The organism is Paenibacillus sp. FW126-R14, assembly GCF_058789495.1.
Map to the genome: position 1 here is coordinate 1 of NZ_JBYTBS010000029.1, position 17,131 is coordinate 17,131.

Here is a 17,131-nt window from a genome sequence, read left to right on the forward strand (position 1 = left end):
AAACGACTTCGTCGTCCTTTCAGGACGAGCACGTTTGTCAAGGTAGATGCGAAGCAAAAGTATAAAACTTATACTTTCTTATCTACAAAAAAAAGAAGAAGGCTGTTCAGCCCTCTTCCGCTATTTTTAATGCTTAATTTTGAAGAATTAATTGTGCTATTGCCGCTAAGTCAGTGATGTCGATGATGCCATCGTTATTCATATCCGCGATTTTGTACTGCTCCCAGTTCGGATCGGCGGACGTTTTACCATACCAAGCTGCTACCATAGCCAAATCTCCGATGCTCACTTTGCCGTCTCCGTTCAAGTCGCCCGGATCTCGCGTGATTACCGTAATTTGTACGTTTTGCGAAGCGCCGCTTGCCGGCGTCTCCACGCCACTAGCGTTGGCTACCGTAATGTTCTTTAACGTGACGGTTCCGGCTGCCGATTGAGCGATCGATTTCGCTTTAAAGTTCAATTTCAGGAAGTCGCCATCCGTACTTACCGCATGATTCCCGCCCAAGCTTGCCAGTAGGATTCGAACTTGTCCAGGCGCTTTTTCGGAAGTGACCACTGTTAATTGATCTTTCACTAAAGGTTCGGCAGAGATAAGCTCGAACTGCGCCGGATCAAACGTAAGGGTCAGATCTTGAGCAAGGAAAGGTTGAGTCACACCGGTTAAACCATAGTTCAGTCCAAATGACTGCCCTGCGCCGACGCTGCTCGTTCCGGTTAATGTCGCATTTAACGTGACAACATCCCGAGCTACCACACTGAAACTCAATGTCGTATCCAGCTTATTGCCGGCATAGTCGGCCGCTGTAATATTCAGGCTGTGGACGCCCAGCTTACCGGACAAATCGACCGGCGTTCCGTTCGTGTAAGGATTGCCGTCAAGCGTGATGGATTGAGAGACCACACTTGTTTCTTGATCTTGTGTGTTCAGTTCGAACGAAACCGTTTGGTTGTCTTTATATACGGTGCTGTCAACGAAAGGTACCCCGTTCGCCGTCAACGTATAGGTTGGCGCCGTGTGATCTTTGACCATAGAGTAAGTGTCGACCACTGCCATTGTATCCGTTCTGTACGTGTTGATCTTAACGCTGGACGGTGAAACGTTGATCGTCGAGAAAGTCGGAACTTTTAGCTGGCTTCTGACCTCGGAATATATTTCCGGGGTAGTCATTAATTCGTAGTATTTACTTCCGCTCGCCGAGTTGGCTGTAAGGTACGTCGCACCTGTCGGGTTGACGACTCGTCCCTCGCTGTCGATCAGCTGATTTTTCTGCGGAATATCGCCTTTCATCACATACGTTCTGACATAGGAGTGGTCATGACCCATGAAGATCATATCGACATCCAATTCGTCAAACGTCGGGAAAAGGGCGGCTCTTAAGCCGGTAATCACAGCTTCCGTAGAGTGAGGTCCGGCACCGTAAATGTCATGGTGGAACGTGACGAACTTCCATTTCGTGTTAGGCACGGCAGCAACCGTTTCTTTCATGAATTGTACGTGCGAAGCTCCGTTCGTGTTATTTGTGTTCAAAACCATGAATAGCGCATCGCCATACGTGTAATAATAGTCACCGCTGGCATTGGTTACACCGTATTTGGTAGACTCATTCGGCTGGTTGAAATGGTATTTGTAATTGACATTGGTATCGTGATTGCCGACGGTAGTTGCAACCGGCAAGCTGCGAAGAACGTCAGGGCTTTCGAACGCGTCATATTCCGCTTCGGTGGTCGCATGCTCAACCTGATCGCCTGCAGACATAATAAAGCTAAGGTTAGGCAATTTTGCAACCGCTTTATTTAAGGTGTCTGTCCAGCCTTCCGTATCCTTAGTCACACTGCCTGAAGCGCCGATTTGCGGGTCGCCAACGAACATGACGCTGAACTCATCGGTTCTTTGCGTATTAAAGTTATATGCTTTGCTCCAATTTGTATCATTACCGTCGCCAACACGGTACACATACTGCGTCGAAGGCTGAAGACCAGTAACCGTTACTTTATTGGAATAATAGAGCGTCGTTCCGACTGTAGCTGCTGGGGAAACCGTTCCAGTAAATGTTACTGCCTTTGCAGCGGGGAAGTTCGTGTCAGTCATATCTGATTTCTTAGCCATTTGGACGATGCTGGCGACCGGATTAATGGAAGAATACCAGGTGAGACGAAGTTCAGTTGCATCCGTGCCGGGATTAAGTGCTATGTCCTTAGGAATGTATGTAGCTGCATCTGCGCTGACTATGCCTACCGGTTTTATGTTTCCGTAGCCTGCGAATCCATCGGACAACAGGGGTAATGCTACCAATACGGACATAACCAAAATACCGATTTTGGTAGAACGTTTCTTCAGACTAAATGAACTAAACATTCAACATAATCCTCCCTAAACTATTATCACCTTCACCCGCGCGGTCTTTCATGAAGGCTCTGATAGTTATCATAGTAAACTTTTGTTAAAAGAAAGACTCAATCTCGTGAATTGTTTGTAAATAATTGGAACCCGCATTTCAATGCGATATTCGAATGCGTTTAGCCCAATTGAATCTTCGAATATGATGGATTGCTGGATACATAACCATCACCATCAGGAGCAGACTGGTTATTATGCCCATAGCAAATGCAAAAAGAGATGAAGTATTCAGCCCGTTATCCGCCCTCATTCCCGACAATAATTCCGCACTGCCGAACCCGTAAATCAGCCCAAAACCAATGGCAAACTCGACCATATATTTTTTATTCCGGTTAAACAGGTTGTTCAAGGTGACGAACAAAATACTAAGCGCAATGATAGATTTTATTAATAATACAGGCGGCGTTACAACATGCAACCCGGCCAAAATTAAGGCCAAGGAATGAGCGGCAGCAAATGCGGCCACGACGGCAAGGAGCTGTTTTACAGAACCGACCCCTATGAGAAGGCCTAGCAGAAACAAAATATACACATAACCTGTCAATAAATGCTCCAAACCTAGCAGGAAAAATCGTTGAACGGCATGTCCAAAACTCATGCTGCCCAATTGAATTTCCCGCAGTTCGTTAACGATCACGGCGCTTTGCTGTATTTTGCCTAGCGAGAACGTTACATAATTGATATGCCATTGGTCGTTATCAAAAACCAAGTCATAGTTCAAAACAAAATGCTCCGGGATACTTCCTGCCGGATACTCCAATACCGCCTCCGCAAACGGTTGAGCCTCATTCTCCAGGTCGATGGTCCGAAGCCCCGTCATCTTGCCTTCAAGCGGCAAACTATCCGCATAAAGTTTAATTTTGGACAGCAAATAAGTTTCCACTTCCTTTTTCGAGCTGTTAACGAACCGATTTAACGTTTCCGGCGTCGAGATGCCGATGTCCGGATCGTTCGGGGTTGCAATTACCCTGAGATCATACATATCAATCTGTAATACATATTTGATTTTTCCATTCTCTAATGAAATATTCGAATAAGCTAAGCTGGCATTGCCATGAGCCAATGAAACGGGCGTACACATACCGAACAGCGCAAACATGAACACGATCAGCAATATCCTTTTTTTACTCATCTCATTTCCTCCCAAAATAGATTTACTTGGGAATATTTTACTTCTTCAATGTTTGAGCAGATGCGTAAGTTTTTTTTCTTTTTGTAAAAAAGCTATTTTATCCATTGTTACTAGTTTCATTGACAACGCGTTAACATTCATTTGATAGGATAGCTTATAAGTGTTTTTTACAAAAAATGCCATGGAGGTTTCGTATGTTCGCATCCAGTAAGGTAAGAACGGCTCTATTCATAGCAGTGCTATTGCTTATCTCTGTCTTTATGTATTTTTTTAACCAGCTTCCCGAAAAAACGTATAACGAACAAGGAGGAACCTCTTATGCAAGCTATGAAAAGGCAAAAGTATTGAGGGTCATCCACGAAGATTTGGCGAAAGATTCGACAGACGAAGGCGTGCTGCACGGCTATCAAGAATTGGAGATCAAAATTCTTTCCGGGGAACATAAAGGCGAGGTTCACACCATTACAAACTATTTAAGCGTATACTTAAACGTTCTTGCCAAAGCCAATCAGACCATCATCGTGAACGTCGACTCCGCCGATCCCAAGCATTATCAGGTAACCGTATACAGCTATTACAGAGCCTCGCTGCAATTTTTCATGATTTTGCTCTTCTTTGCTGTTCTATGGGCGATTGGCGGGAAAAAGGGCTTGAAGTCGGTCGCAGGCATCCTGTGTACGTTTGCTTTTATTTTTTATCTATTTATCCCGATGCTGTACAGGGGCTATTCTCCCATCTTTGCATCCGTGGTGGTCGGTCTGCTGATAACCTGCATCACCTTGCTTTTATTGAACGGTTGGAGTTCGAAATCTTTGGCGGCTATATTTGGTACAATGATCGGCGTCGTTATTTCCGGCATCTTTGCCTACATCTTCGGTGAATTAGTCCAAATTTCAGGATACAACACGAAAGAAGTTGAAGTCTTGATTGTCGTTGCCCAGCAAACGGGCATGCAGCTCAAAGGATTGTTATTTGCGGGAATTATGCTCGCTACCCTCGGTGCCATTATCGACGTAGGTATCTCTATCGCCTCAGCCGTATATGAAGTGTATGTGACGAACCGTAATCTTAGCCAAAAAGAACTGTTCGTATCGGGCATCAATATTGGCCGCGATATGATGGGCACAATGGCGAATACCCTGCTTCTTGCCTTCACAGGCACTACGCTCTTTACGCTGATGGTGCTCTATGCCATGAAAGTGTCTTTTACTCAATTGGCCAACATGAATATGGTGACGATCGAAGTGATTCAAGGGATAACCGGCTGCATGGGAGTCGTGCTGACTGTACCTATCGTGGCGTATATATCCTCGGTCCTTATTCCAAAGTTCGAGCAAAAGTCGGTTCAGCATTTGGAAAGGCAGGAAACGATGCCTGGTTTGTAGGGATTGTTGGTGTTTGCTTTTATAAATGTGATATACCAAAATCAACAAAAAAAACGGAGCCCGCAATTTCACAGCGCTCCGTTTTTTTTGTTTCAGAATTGATTTGAATTTCTATGAAGATTTATGTTTCTCAGCTTTCGTATTAATTCGGCAACATGACGATTTGATAAGCCGATTGTGCGTTCATGTTGTTAACCGTAATTGTGACTGCTCCGTTCGTCACGGTGTAAGCTGCTCTCGATAGCCGGTACGTGCCCGGCGATGTGCCCCCGTTGGAGTTATCGACGGCCCACACCTCAATTGTTGTCTTCCCGCTCGTTTGCAAGGCTGCCGGAATGTTCGTCATATTCACGTCCAGACTGCCGCTGCCTCCTCCGAATATGGTTGCCGAGAGCTTTCTTCCGCTGTCATAGAAGCCTACCCCTTGCATCGCGCCATTTTGGCTGGGCGGTGTAACCGCAATCGTGTTGCCGGTAAACCCGCCGTACCATTGGTACATGTACCACGCACCGGATTTCTGGTAGCTGGCGGTCAGAAGCTCATCCAGCCTTCCCTCCGGCTGCCAGAATGCAAGCCCCGCGTGCACCTTGCTATTTTCGAATCTCGCCATGTACTGAATCAGCTTGCCTGGAACCCCCAGCTCGCCAGTGGATTTACCGTATTCATTAATGGTGATCGGACGGTCAGGGATGCCGAGATCATCCTCGATTTTCCGGTAATCGTTGTAGCTGTTGTACCATGAGGACACGGTATCATCCAGCTCATGCCAGCTCGTATAGTCTGGAAGGACATTATTCGCTTTGGCAAAAGTGAAGAAGTCGCGATACGCTGCGCTGTTATAATGTTCAAAGTTCGGACCGACGATTTTGGCAGTCGAATCAATTGAACGGATTTTTTGGAACACGGTCTTCCAATCGTTTTTGAAATCGTTCAGCTTTGTACCGGACGTCCCGTACCATATCCAATCGGGTTCATTGAACGGCACATAAAGGAACTTGGCGCGATCCTTGTGTGCCTTGACCTGGTTCGCGATCGTCGTTACCTTCGCCAAGTAATCCGTCATATCCCGCGTAGGATACGGCCAATCCTTGTAAATATCCTGCATATAAATTTGCACAAATTTACCGCCTGCCCGGAACCATTGATCCGAGACCTTAAAGGCATCTCCACCGGCATGCTGCAGCCCGCCTGGCGCCATCTGTCCGGTCATATCCAAGCTGTTCAGTCCGGTAAGGAGCGAATCGTCTAACGTCGTACTGTCCTTTAATCCATACAAAAAACCTGTAGCGCCATGCAGCGGCGCACCCGTGGATTGCCCGAGATTAATCGTCATCACGGGATTTGCGGCAAATCCTTGCAGGGGAAGCGCCGTCATAAATAATGCAGCAAGCAAGACAGTAAGCACTTTCGATTTCTTCATGAGAAAACCTCCTGTAACAAATTGGTCATGCGTGACATGACGTTCCGAGCCTTGTGATGCAATCTCTCACCTCTTTCCTCTCGTCGACTACACCTATTATAAGAAGGTCGTTTGGCGGACTGAATGGATTTTACAGGCAAGCATTGGAAAGAAACAGGACAATTTTCTTGGGGTTCTTGTAGATTCGGCACGCGGCTCCAATCTTTGGAAGCATCTCCAGCGCTTGCGGATTGTGCCAATTCGCTATCCTTTCACCGCCGAGCCGACCGTAAGCGCTTTCTCAACCTGTTCGCTAAGCAGCAAATAGACGAGAATCGTCGGCAGACTGGCCATCACCATTGCTGCTCCCATCGCCCCCCAATCGGTGGAGTACTGGCCCACAAATGAAATGAGACCGGTTGGCAACGTTTTCAGATGGGCGTTCGTAACCAGAATGAGCGCCATCGGATACTCGTTCCAAATATTTAAAAAAGCGAATATCGTGACCGTTGCAATGGACGGCTTCACAAGCGGCACCATAATCTGCGCAAACGTGCGGTAGATCCCTGCGCCGTCCATGAACGCCGACTCTTCAATCTCCATTGGAATCGTGCGGAAGAATCCGTAAAAAATCAGCGATGAGAAAGCGAGATTAAAAGCCGTATAGGGTACGATTAATGAAAAATGCGTATTCGCAAGTCCCAAATCTTTGACCAGAATCGCCAACGGAATCATTATGACCTGAACCGGGATAAACAGACCAAGCATAAGATAGGCGTATGCCGTATGGCGGAAACGCCATTGCAAACGGGCAGTGGCATATGCGAAGCCCAGCGATAAAACGAGAATGCCGGCAATGGAGAGAAGGGCAACAATTACGCTATTTTTAAATAACTCAACGACATTAAAAGCCGAAACCGCTTTTTCATAATTTTCAAATCGGACATGCCACGGAATACCTAACGGATTCGCAAAGAAAATTTCATTATTATTTTTCAACGAGAAGAACACCATATATAGAATCGGATAGACCGACACGATGCCATATCCCCATAAAAACGCTGCTAACACAGTGTTTCTACCTAACAACTTTCCCAATGATGCACCTCTATCCTCGATCTCTCTAGTACGTGATTTTATCCCTTGCGATCAACCGATTCACTACCAACGTCACCAGCAGGCACTCCAGCACGAGCATAACGGCCACCGCGCAGCCGTAACCAAAATCGTTTACGACAAACGCAGAGCGGTACATCAGGTAAGTCAGCGTATACGTCGCCGTTCCCGGACCGCCCTTCGTCATAATTTGCATATGCGCAAAAGCATTCAGCCCGCCGACCAGAGCGAAGATCAGGCACATTTTATACGTCTCCGAAAGAAGCGGAAGAGTAATTTTCATATGCGTCACGAACGTTGAAGCCCCATCTATCTTAGCAGCTTCGAAATACTGCTCCGGAATTGACTTAGCTCCCGCATAAATTAACGCAAATTGATAGCCTAGATATTGCCACGATGAAACTAACGTCACTGCAATGATGGACGCCAGCCCCGGACTGGAGAGCCAATCCTGACGATAAGTGAGATGCAGCGCTTCGAACACTTTATTAATCAGCCCAAACATCGGATTATACATCGAGATCCACAATTGGCATACGACCGAAACCGAGAGTACGACAGGCAAAAAGTAGACACGGCGCAGCAGGTTGCGACCGAAACGCTTTTTATTGAGCAGCGCTAAAGCTAGTACAGTGCCAATCCCGAGCTGAAAAACTGTCAGGATGGCAGCGAAGATGAGACCATTTTTCAAAGAAGTATAAAAAAGACTGTCTTGCAGCAAATTTCGGTAGTTATTCAAAGCGATGAAAGTGCCAACCGTAATGCCATCCCACTCGAATAAGCTCCGGTAGAAAATTTGAAGAAGCGGATAGACGACGATGATAGTGAACAGCGCTAGGGCAGGAAATGTAAAAACAAAGACAGCTTTCGCCTGACCTCGTATAGCATTCATAGTAGCTCCACACCTTTATTCCTTAAACTTTTCAATCAGTTTGTCGGTATTGCTGATAAAGAGGGAAGCCGGCTCTCCGGCTACAAAACGCTGCAGCTCCTCGCCAAACGCCGCTGCAAACTTCTGATTCGGCAGCGAATGCTCGACCTGCGATTTCGTCATGTACTGATCTTTGACCTTCAGCAATTTAACCGCCATTTTCGGCAGCGGCTTGTCAGTCTTCAACCCTTCGGTTTTTATTGTTGTCATCGTGTTCCCCGTCGTTCTAAACGTTATTTCTTGATAAGCTTGGGTAAAAGCGGCAGCCACTTTAACGGCCAACTCGGGGTTTTTCGCATTTTTGGAAACCGCGAACCCGTTCATCTCAAAGCCGCCCGGCAGCGCAAGCTTGTTAGCGCCCTCTTGGCCAGGATCCGTCACAGGGAAGACATCCATGAAATCGACGGCATCGTCGCCGAGATTTTTCACGGAGTCTGGAATTTCCCACTCCCCATTGATCAGCATTGCCGCCTTTTGCCCATAGAATAAGGCTCTTGCCGTATCATAATCGGCCGTCACGGCACCTTTTTGGAATACACCTTCCTTAATCAGTTCCGCCATCTTGTTAATCGCATCGGTGTAGCCGGGATCGGACGCTTTCGCTGTGCCTTTGGATAACGCCATCATCCCCTCGGGATTTCCGCGCATCGCGAAGATATCGAAAAATGCGCCAATCGGCCATGCCTGCTTCGCAAAGGTAGCGATGGGCACTATTCCTTTGCTGTTAAAGGTTTTAACCGCCGCCAGCAGCTCCGGATAGTTCGTCGGCACCTTCACACCGTTTTGCTCAAAAAGCTTCTTATTATAAAAGATGACATCCACAGACGGACCTGAGCGCGGAAACGTGTAAATGTGACCATCCGTATATTTCAGCTGATTGCTAACAATATTCGGCGCCAGTTTATTGGTGTATTCGGGATTAGCGGAAAAGAAGCTGTCAAGCGTCAAAATGCTTCCCGATTTGACCACATTTGGAAGTGTTTGCCCGTTAACATCAATAAAATCCGGCAGATCGCCGGTCGCGATTCGCGTTTTCAACTGTTCGCCGTTATCATTTGCCATGGCTTCAGCGGCAATGGTAACATTCGGGTACTTCTTTTTCATTTCAGCAATAGCCAGGTCGACCGGCAGCTTTTCGCTGTCGTTGGAATAATGGGTCATGAGCTTATACGTGACCTGCAGGTCGTCAGCAACTTTGCTTGTGCTCGCATGACTTGCAGCCGGTGTTTCTGTCGTAGATGCTGAGTTGCCACAGGCGGTTGTCGCTCCCAATAAGCCTCCGGCAAGTAAAACGAGCGACGCTTGTTTCCATTTACGTTGTTGCATAGAAATCCCCCTAATTGTATAGGTAAATGATGTACATAGCGCTATGTCATGGCCTTATTATAAAATGTCCGCCCTGCCTCATGAAGGGATAGAACGGGCTTCCATCCGTACTTTTCGTGCCAATCTTATTTTTCGCTCCCATCCTTTTTCCCCATGTACTCGCTAGGCGAGACGCCGGTAGATTTCTTGAACACCTTGCTGAAATACCCTGCATCCGTGTAGCCAACCCGCTCCGACAACTCTTGCAGCTTCATATCCGCCGTATCCATCAGCTGCTTGGCCTGCCGCATACGCACCCCTGTCAAATACTCCGTGACATTGAGTTTTAGCTCTTTGGCAAACGCTTTCCGGATATAGCTGGCATCCAAATGCAAATACTGCGCAACCTGCTCTACCCCAAGATCCGCATCCGCGTAATTCGCGTCGATATACGCCTTCGCCTCCTTTACGATAGCCTGCATCCGAGACAGCTTTTGAACACTATAGTACTGAATCGTTTTACTATAAATCAGGGATACCCATGCAAAAGACTCGTCCAGCGAAGTAATCTTCTTAATATGCTGGAAAGGCTTGAAATCCTCCCCTAGAATCTCTGCAATGTCGCCTCCGAGCTCTGAAATATGCGACAAGCACAGGGAAACTACGCTCATCAGCATCGCATAGGTAAAATCAACCGAGGTGCCGTTAGCGGCAATAAACGTTTTCATCTTCTGCAAGGAACCCCTGATTTCTTCCAGGTCATTTCTTCGCAGTGCGGACAGCAGTTCTTCGTTCACCTTCAATGGATAATAGCCTTGCCTATTCCCGCCTTCGGGTAGGCTGCGATATTCAATGAAACGTCCGACGCCAATTGTTAATTTATGCTGCAATGCGATCGCCGCTTCCATATACGCGCTGCGAATATCCCGCAAATGCCGGACAGAGCCCGAGAGTCCAACCGTAACGGTAAACCGGAAATATTTCTTCGCATAGTCGCACAGCTGTTCATATATCCGAAGATTAAGGGAGTTCAATTCTTCCTGACTGTCCACCCCATGAATCGAAATAATTCTGCCTTCCGGCCCGTTGAAAATCATATGCTTCGCGCTTGGCGAATGGAGATCGCCCAGCACGTTAGAGACGGCGAACCGCCATAGAGAAATGTCATGCGGCTTGAGCCATAACTGGAACAGTTGATCGATTTCTATGGCGGCTACAAGAAAATAACTTGCCTCCACATTCGTACCCTGCTTTTTGAAAAATCGCAAAAACTCGTCTTCAACGGTCTCATAACCGTCGGTAATCAGTGCGTTCAGCAAGCTCTCCTTTGCAAAAAAGGCCTCGTCCTTCGCCTGCATCGCATCTTCTTCCTGCTTGTGAATCTTGAGCTTGAATTTCAGCATGGCGCTGAGCAGCTCATCTTTGCGAAACGGTTTTAGGACATAGTCCTCAACACCCAGCTTAATCGCTCTACGTGCATACTCAAACTCACTGTAGCCCGTGACAAGCGCGATATATAGATCGGGATGGCTGCCCTTCAGCGTTTCTGCGGCTGTAATGCCATCCATCACCGGCATATTAATATCCAGCAGTGCGATATGCGGATGCTTCGCTGCCGCTAACTCAACGGCTTCCACACCCGTGCGGGCCTCTCCGCAAATTTCAAAGCCATAGCTGGCCCAATCAACGAGCTCCACCACGTATTGTCTGAATTCCGGCTCATCATCGGCAATCAACACTCTAATCATGGAACCAACTCTCTTTCTTCCGGGGAATTGTAACCGTAATTGCCGTCCCCGCTTCAGGTGACGACTGAATTGCAATGCCGTAACGTTCGCCGTAATACAATTTCAACCGCTCATTGACACTTTTCAGTCCGAACGATTTGAGCGGTGACAGCGCATTCATATGGGCAGTGACTTGGGCCAGCTTCTCCTCTGTCATCCCCACTCCATTATCAATGACTTTCAAAATAATATGATCATGGTCAAGCATCCCTTGCAGCAGCAGCAGCCCCCGGCAAAGCCTTGGCTTTAAACCATGATAAATCGCGTTCTCAATCAGCGGTTGAATGGTCAGCTTCATAATCGGGTAATCCTTGATGTCCTCATCGATGTCAAAGTTAAAATCGACTATATCCGAATACCTTGTCTTTTGGATAAATAAATAGTCTTCCGCGTTTTTAATTTCCTGGGCTATCGGAATAATCTCTTTGCCTTGGCTAAGAGAGACCCGGTAGAAATCAGCCAAGGCCTTCGTCGTATCCGCCGCCAACTCGATCCGCCCCCGTTCGCAAAGCACAAAAATTAAATCGAGCGTGTTATAAAGAAAATGCGGTTTTATTTGCGCTTGCATTAGAGCAAACTCGTACTCCCGCTTTTTCTTCTGTTCAAACGTCACCTTATGAAGCAGCTCGTTGATCGTGCCGATCATATCGTTGAAGGTTTTGGCCAAGATACCAATTTCATCCACAGAATGGATGTTAGAAGTGAAATGCAGATTGCCTTCGCGAATATGCTTGGCTACCTTGGTAAGGCCGATAATGGGCTTGGCAATATGCCGGGATAGTACATAAGAGCCAATAACCGCAATAAGAATACAGAGTACCCCGACAATAACTATTGTGATGGAATTCGTATAGGTCTCCTGATTAAGATTATGGACGAGCATCTGCTTATAGAGCACCCAGTTCAACTCAGGGATGTGCTTTTGCATCACAAGATAACGGAACTGGTTCATTTTCAAATTGATAGAAGCGCCGTCTCCCCCCGTCCTCAGCCAGCTTTGGAGCTGCTCATTCCCGATAACATGAAGCAGATTGGCCTCCACCTTCGTGGAAACGATAAAACCGCTGCTGTCGGCGATATAATAGCCTTCTTCGCCTTTCATGGCATCGCTGGGGAAAATGCTCGAGATCGTCGATTCTTTGATATTCAAAATCAGGCTGCCCAGCGTTTGGCCGGTATCAATGTCCACGACTCGCTTTCCAATGGTAAGTACAGGCAATTTCTCGTCAATCACCAGATAATTGCGAATTTGCATCGGAAACCACTCATTATTTGGTATGCCGTCTTGCTTTAAGAGCTTCACCATATCGCTTTGCAGCGCGAGCTTCGCATTGTTTTCCAACCGATTGTCCGATACAAAAAAGTTATCGTGGGTATCAATGAACACAATGGACTCAATATCCTTAAAAGCACGAAGATTAAAGTCAAACTCATTCAAAAGCTGGTTGCGCAGCTTCACGCTATTAAAGGAAGTCGTGCTTTCGCTGCTCAGCTCATGATAAATATTATTGATGTTCTTAATGAGCACGCGCGCGCTCGTTTCGCCGTTATTGTAAATACTTTGAATGCGCGTCACGATAATGCTGGATTCGCCGGAAATGTTCACCTTCGTTTTCTGTATGTTCGACTGGGAGAAAATATAATTCGAAGTAAATACCACAATTAAAAGGGGAAGCACGATAATCGGCAAAAAAACGATTAGTATTTTTTGACGAATGACCAGATTGTTGTATAGAAGCAGCAGTTTTTTCAATGATTGGCCCCCTATAACGAAGTACTTCTAGTTTATTACATCAGGGAAGGTAAATAATAGGCATTCACATGGAAATTTCGGGCCGCTTAATTTCAAAGGAAGAAGCACCAACCAACCGCAGCTCGCTGCGTGCAGGTAGGTGCTTTTCACTTTAGCTACTTCTTGTTAATTGTAGAAGAGTCGTACGAAGCTTGCATCAGTTCAATGTACTTCTTGATGTTCAGCGCATCGAGTCCCTTGACATACGCGTCCCAGTCCTTATCCAGACTCTTCGCTCCAGTGACGAATTGAAGCGCATTTTTATCAATATAATCCTTGATATTTGTCTGCATCATGCTAATTTCATCCGCATGCGCCGAGTCTACCCAGAGCGCCCAGTGCGGAAATACTTCCTTCGGTTCTTTGCCGTCATACAATTTTGTCGCTTCGAACAAACGACGCTCGTAACCTGTTCCATAGATGTTCGTGTCCTGTACTTCCGCATCGCGCAGTCCTTTGTATTGGTTGTACTGTGCCATCGGACCCCACAGGTCGTTGCGAGGCAGTTCCCCTTTCGCCAGCGGAATGGTGGCGTACAGCGGTTTCACTTGATCGTTCAGCGCAACATCGCCGTCCTTCGGCTTCCGCCAGCTTTTGCCCTCTTCGCCGAAGATGCCGCCAATTGCGCCTTCTTGCGTATAGAGGTAATCCAACATTTTAATTGAAGCGATCTGCACATCTTTGCTTGCTTTATTCGTCAAGACGAAGGTTGCGCCCGGATCAATCGGATAGTTGTACGTTGCAAAACTTGCTTTTGGACCTTGCAGCGGAGGAACCGGATTGTAGTCCTTCACATACGGTGCGTTCGCAGCCATCTCGGCAAAAATCCAAGGGTGCATTCCGGCTCCCGCACCTAGAATTTGCACATCGGCATTATCGCCGATTTTCTTGAATGCTTCCGCATTCTGTGTAAAGGCGCCCGGATCAATTAATCCTTCAGCGTACATGGAACGAACAAACGCCAGTCCTTCCTTCCACTCCGGCTTATTTGCCGCCGTATCGACTTTGCCATCCTTCATTACAAGGTACGAGCGATCGTCGTCATAAATGAATCCATTCATAAAGTAAGGAATTACATGCACGCCATATGGCTCCGTGGAACCGCTCAGCGGTACCTCGTCCGCCTTGCCATTGCCATTTGGATCTTTTGTTTTGAACGCTTCCAGTACCTTTTTAAAATCGTCCGACGTTTTCGGCATTGGCAGATTGAGCTTATCCAGCCATTTGGTATTGAGCCACATTTTATTCGGATAGGAACAATGATAGCACTCATTTAGACCTGTTAAACCATAAATCTTACCATCAGGAGCCGTATTCATCGCCTTGTAGTATTTATTGGCATCGAGCGCTTTCTTAATGTTCGGGCCATATTTATCAATCAGGTCATTCAGCGGCACGATAACGCCTTGCTGCCCATATTTCAACAGGTCGGTTTGCGAGAAACGATCCACCCAAGGAATAAGCAGATACAGATCCGGATAATCGCCGGAGGCGAGCGATATCTGTCTCTTCTCCGCAGCTCCGTCAAACGGAACAGTCGTCCAGTTGAACTGAATATTAAATTTGCTTTCCATTTGCTTGGTGAACTTATTCGTTTTCAGATCCGTATCTTTATCTTGTTGGGCAAATACTTTAATAGTTACGGGTTTATTCGAAGCAGCAGCCGTAGCAGCTGTCGTAGCCGTACTGCCTTCTGTACTGACCGGCGTCTTCTCCTCATTGCCGTTGGACGAACAACCCGCCAGAACCATACTTAGCATAAATACGCTTGCCATGAGACTACCCCACGTTTTTCTCACAAGACACCTCTCCTTTTTAAATGACCTCACATTGTAATGCCTGCACATAACTGCCGCCTTTCCTGCCTTACTTACGCATCACCCCTTTGCAGTCATTCAACCGCGACCTATCCCTTGACCGAACCGATCAGCATACCTTTTACAAAGAACCGCTGCACGAAAGGATAAATAATGAGCACCGGCAGGGAAGCCACCACGATAAGCGAGTATTTCATCAGATTGGTCATTTGTTGGCGTTTCACCATATCGCTCGCATCGAGGTTGCTTGTTGTTGCATTATTAAGTATTAAAATGCTGCGAAGAATAAGCTGCAGCGGGTAAATTTGCTGGCTTTTCAAATAAATAAGCGCATCGAAATAAGCATTCCACTGCCCCACGGCATACATCAGCGCAAGTACCGCCAGAATCGGTTTGGAGAGCGGCAGCACGACACGACGAATGAAACCAATATCGCTGCACCCATCAATCTCGGCCGCTTCCGACAGTTCCTCCGGGATTGACATTTGAAAGAAAGTACGCGCAATAATCACCTGCCACACCCAAATGGCATTTGGAATGAGAAGCGCCCAACGGGAATCAATCATGCCCATGGATTTTACAACGAGATAGGTCGGAATCAGGCCGCCGGAGAACAGCATGGTTAGAGTAAGAAAAATCATAAGCGGACTGCGGCCGAAAAACGATTTCTTGGACAAAGGATACGCAATCATAATCGTCAGTACAACACTGATGGCGGTGCCGCACAAGGTATACAGAAATGAATTGCCATAGCCTCTAATGACCTGTTGATTTTTAAACACCGCCATATACCCGTCAATCGTAGGACTCACTGGCCACAGCCACACCTTGCCAGAGGAGACAGCTGCAGGCGAGCTAAAGGAGGAACTGACAATGTAAATCAACGGATAGAGTACGACGAGTAAAACAATGATTAGAAAAAAATAGGTCAGCGCCAGAAAGAGACGATCCCCCATGGACTCCTGTACCCTGTTACTAACGACAGCTGTCTGACTGCCTGTCGACTGGACCTTGTCCGTCATCATCCCAACCACTCCTTTCTGCGGTCTACCACAGGCTATTACCTGATGCGCGCTTGGCCATGCTGTTGACAATCAAGAGCAGGACAAGATTAATGACCGAATTAAATAAGCCAACCGCGGTCGCAAAGCTGTAATTCGCATTGAGCAGCCCCATTTTATATACATAGGTAGAAATGATTTCGGAAGTTGCCAGATTCAGCGGATTTTGCAGCAGATACATTTTCTCAAAACCCACTGCCATCATATTTCCTACGCTCAAAATAAGAATAATGACGGCCGTTGGCAGAATACCCGGCAAATCCACATGAAGTATCTTTTGAAAACGAGAAGCGCCGTCAACTTTGGCCGCTTCATACAGCGACGGATCAATGCCGGACAGGGCAGCCAGATAGATCACAGCAGAGTAGCCCATCGATTGCCACACATCGGAGAAGACATAAACCGAACGAAACATCCCAGGCTCGCCTAAATAGTTGATGGAGGGGAAGCCCATTGCATTTGCAATTGTGTTAACAATACCCAGCCTTGGCGATAGAAACAGCATCACCATAGATACCATTACGACGGTAGAAATAAAATAAGGGGCGTAGGTTACCATTTGGACCGTTTTCTTGAAGGCGACATTTTTCACTTCGTTTAGAGCAAGCGCTAATATAATGGGGATAGGAAAAGAAACAACTAACTGGTATAAAGAGATGGCAAGCGTATTCTTTATCAGCATGGCAAAGGCGGGATTGCTAAGAAAGAGCTGAAAGTACTTGGTGCCGACCCAGGGACTGCCCCAAATACCTTTGATGACATTGTAATTTTTGAATGCGAGTACAGCGTTCGCCATTGGCAAATATTTGAAGATTAGAAAATACACGACGGGAGGAAGAATGAGCAGATAGAGCTGCCAATGCCGTTTCATACTTTTTATTGCCGTTTTTCCGATGCGAGTTCGCGCATTCGTGGATGCAGCCGTTTGTACCGGCGCAGCTTGTGAAGGTGTCGTTCGCAGAGTAACTCCTCCTTGCTCTGTTGGCTGAAATGTTTTCGAAAGCGCTT

General features: G+C 46.8%; 12 protein-coding genes. 1 reads left to right on the forward strand and 11 read right to left on the reverse strand.

What is annotated here, in order from left to right:
• Positions 1 to 133: 133 nt before the first annotated feature.
• Positions 134 to 2,356 (reverse strand): fibronectin type III domain-containing protein, encoded by a 2,223-nt coding sequence (locus tag AC3WRW_RS18470; protein ID WP_492547771.1) that lies wholly within the window; start codon positions 2,354 to 2,356, stop codon positions 134 to 136.
• A 139-nt stretch (positions 2,357 to 2,495) separates the two neighbouring features.
• Complete coding sequence (locus AC3WRW_RS18475) at positions 2,496 to 3,530, reverse strand: HupE/UreJ family protein (RefSeq protein ID WP_492547772.1); 1,035 nt, start codon at positions 3,528 to 3,530, stop codon at positions 2,496 to 2,498.
• A gap of 194 nt (positions 3,531 to 3,724) precedes the next feature.
• Between AC3WRW_RS18475 and AC3WRW_RS18480 the strand changes: the two genes are divergently transcribed.
• The gene (locus tag AC3WRW_RS18480; protein ID WP_492547773.1) at positions 3,725 to 4,915 is read left to right on the forward strand and encodes a YibE/F family protein; all 1,191 of its coding nucleotides are present in this window, start codon (positions 3,725 to 3,727) and stop codon (positions 4,913 to 4,915) included.
• Positions 4,916 to 5,057: 142 nt separating this feature from the next.
• Here the strand turns inward: AC3WRW_RS18480 and AC3WRW_RS18485 are convergent, their stop codons facing one another.
• The 9 genes from AC3WRW_RS18485 to AC3WRW_RS18525 form a co-directional block, all read right to left on the reverse strand.
• Complete coding sequence (locus tag AC3WRW_RS18485; RefSeq protein ID WP_492547774.1) at positions 5,058 to 6,335, reverse strand: hypothetical protein; 1,278 nt, start codon at positions 6,333 to 6,335, stop codon at positions 5,058 to 5,060.
• A gap of 243 nt (positions 6,336 to 6,578) precedes the next feature.
• The gene (locus AC3WRW_RS18490; RefSeq protein WP_492547775.1) at positions 6,579 to 7,385 is read right to left on the reverse strand and encodes a carbohydrate ABC transporter permease; all 807 of its coding nucleotides are present in this window, start codon (positions 7,383 to 7,385) and stop codon (positions 6,579 to 6,581) included.
• A gap of 52 nt (positions 7,386 to 7,437) precedes the next feature.
• Positions 7,438 to 8,322, reverse strand: a complete 885-nt coding sequence (locus tag AC3WRW_RS18495) for a carbohydrate ABC transporter permease (protein WP_492547776.1) — start codon at positions 8,320 to 8,322, stop codon at positions 7,438 to 7,440.
• A 15-nt stretch (positions 8,323 to 8,337) separates the two neighbouring features.
• Positions 8,338 to 9,687, reverse strand: a complete 1,350-nt coding sequence (locus AC3WRW_RS18500) for an ABC transporter substrate-binding protein (protein ID WP_492547777.1) — start codon at positions 9,685 to 9,687, stop codon at positions 8,338 to 8,340.
• A 125-nt stretch (positions 9,688 to 9,812) separates the two neighbouring features.
• On the reverse strand, positions 9,813 to 11,414 hold the full coding sequence (locus AC3WRW_RS18505) for a response regulator (protein ID WP_492547778.1): 1,602 nt from the start codon (positions 11,412 to 11,414) through the stop codon (positions 9,813 to 9,815).
• Complete coding sequence (locus tag AC3WRW_RS18510) at positions 11,407 to 13,206, reverse strand: sensor histidine kinase (RefSeq protein ID WP_492547779.1); 1,800 nt, start codon at positions 13,204 to 13,206, stop codon at positions 11,407 to 11,409. Before AC3WRW_RS18510 ends, AC3WRW_RS18505 begins: the two co-directional genes overlap by 8 nt.
• 155 nt (positions 13,207 to 13,361) lie before the next feature.
• The gene (locus tag AC3WRW_RS18515; protein WP_492547780.1) at positions 13,362 to 15,044 is read right to left on the reverse strand and encodes an ABC transporter substrate-binding protein; all 1,683 of its coding nucleotides are present in this window, start codon (positions 15,042 to 15,044) and stop codon (positions 13,362 to 13,364) included.
• 107 nt (positions 15,045 to 15,151) lie between these two features.
• Positions 15,152 to 16,087 carry a carbohydrate ABC transporter permease gene (locus tag AC3WRW_RS18520; protein WP_492547781.1) on the reverse strand — a complete coding sequence of 312 codons (936 nt, stop codon included), beginning with the start codon at positions 16,085 to 16,087 and terminating at the stop codon, positions 15,152 to 15,154.
• 22 nt (positions 16,088 to 16,109) lie between these two features.
• Positions 16,110 to 16,994: an ABC transporter permease gene (locus AC3WRW_RS18525; RefSeq protein ID WP_492547782.1), complete on the reverse strand. Its 885-nt coding sequence runs from the start codon at positions 16,992 to 16,994 to the stop codon at positions 16,110 to 16,112.
• Positions 16,995 to 17,131: the final 137 nt, after the last annotated feature.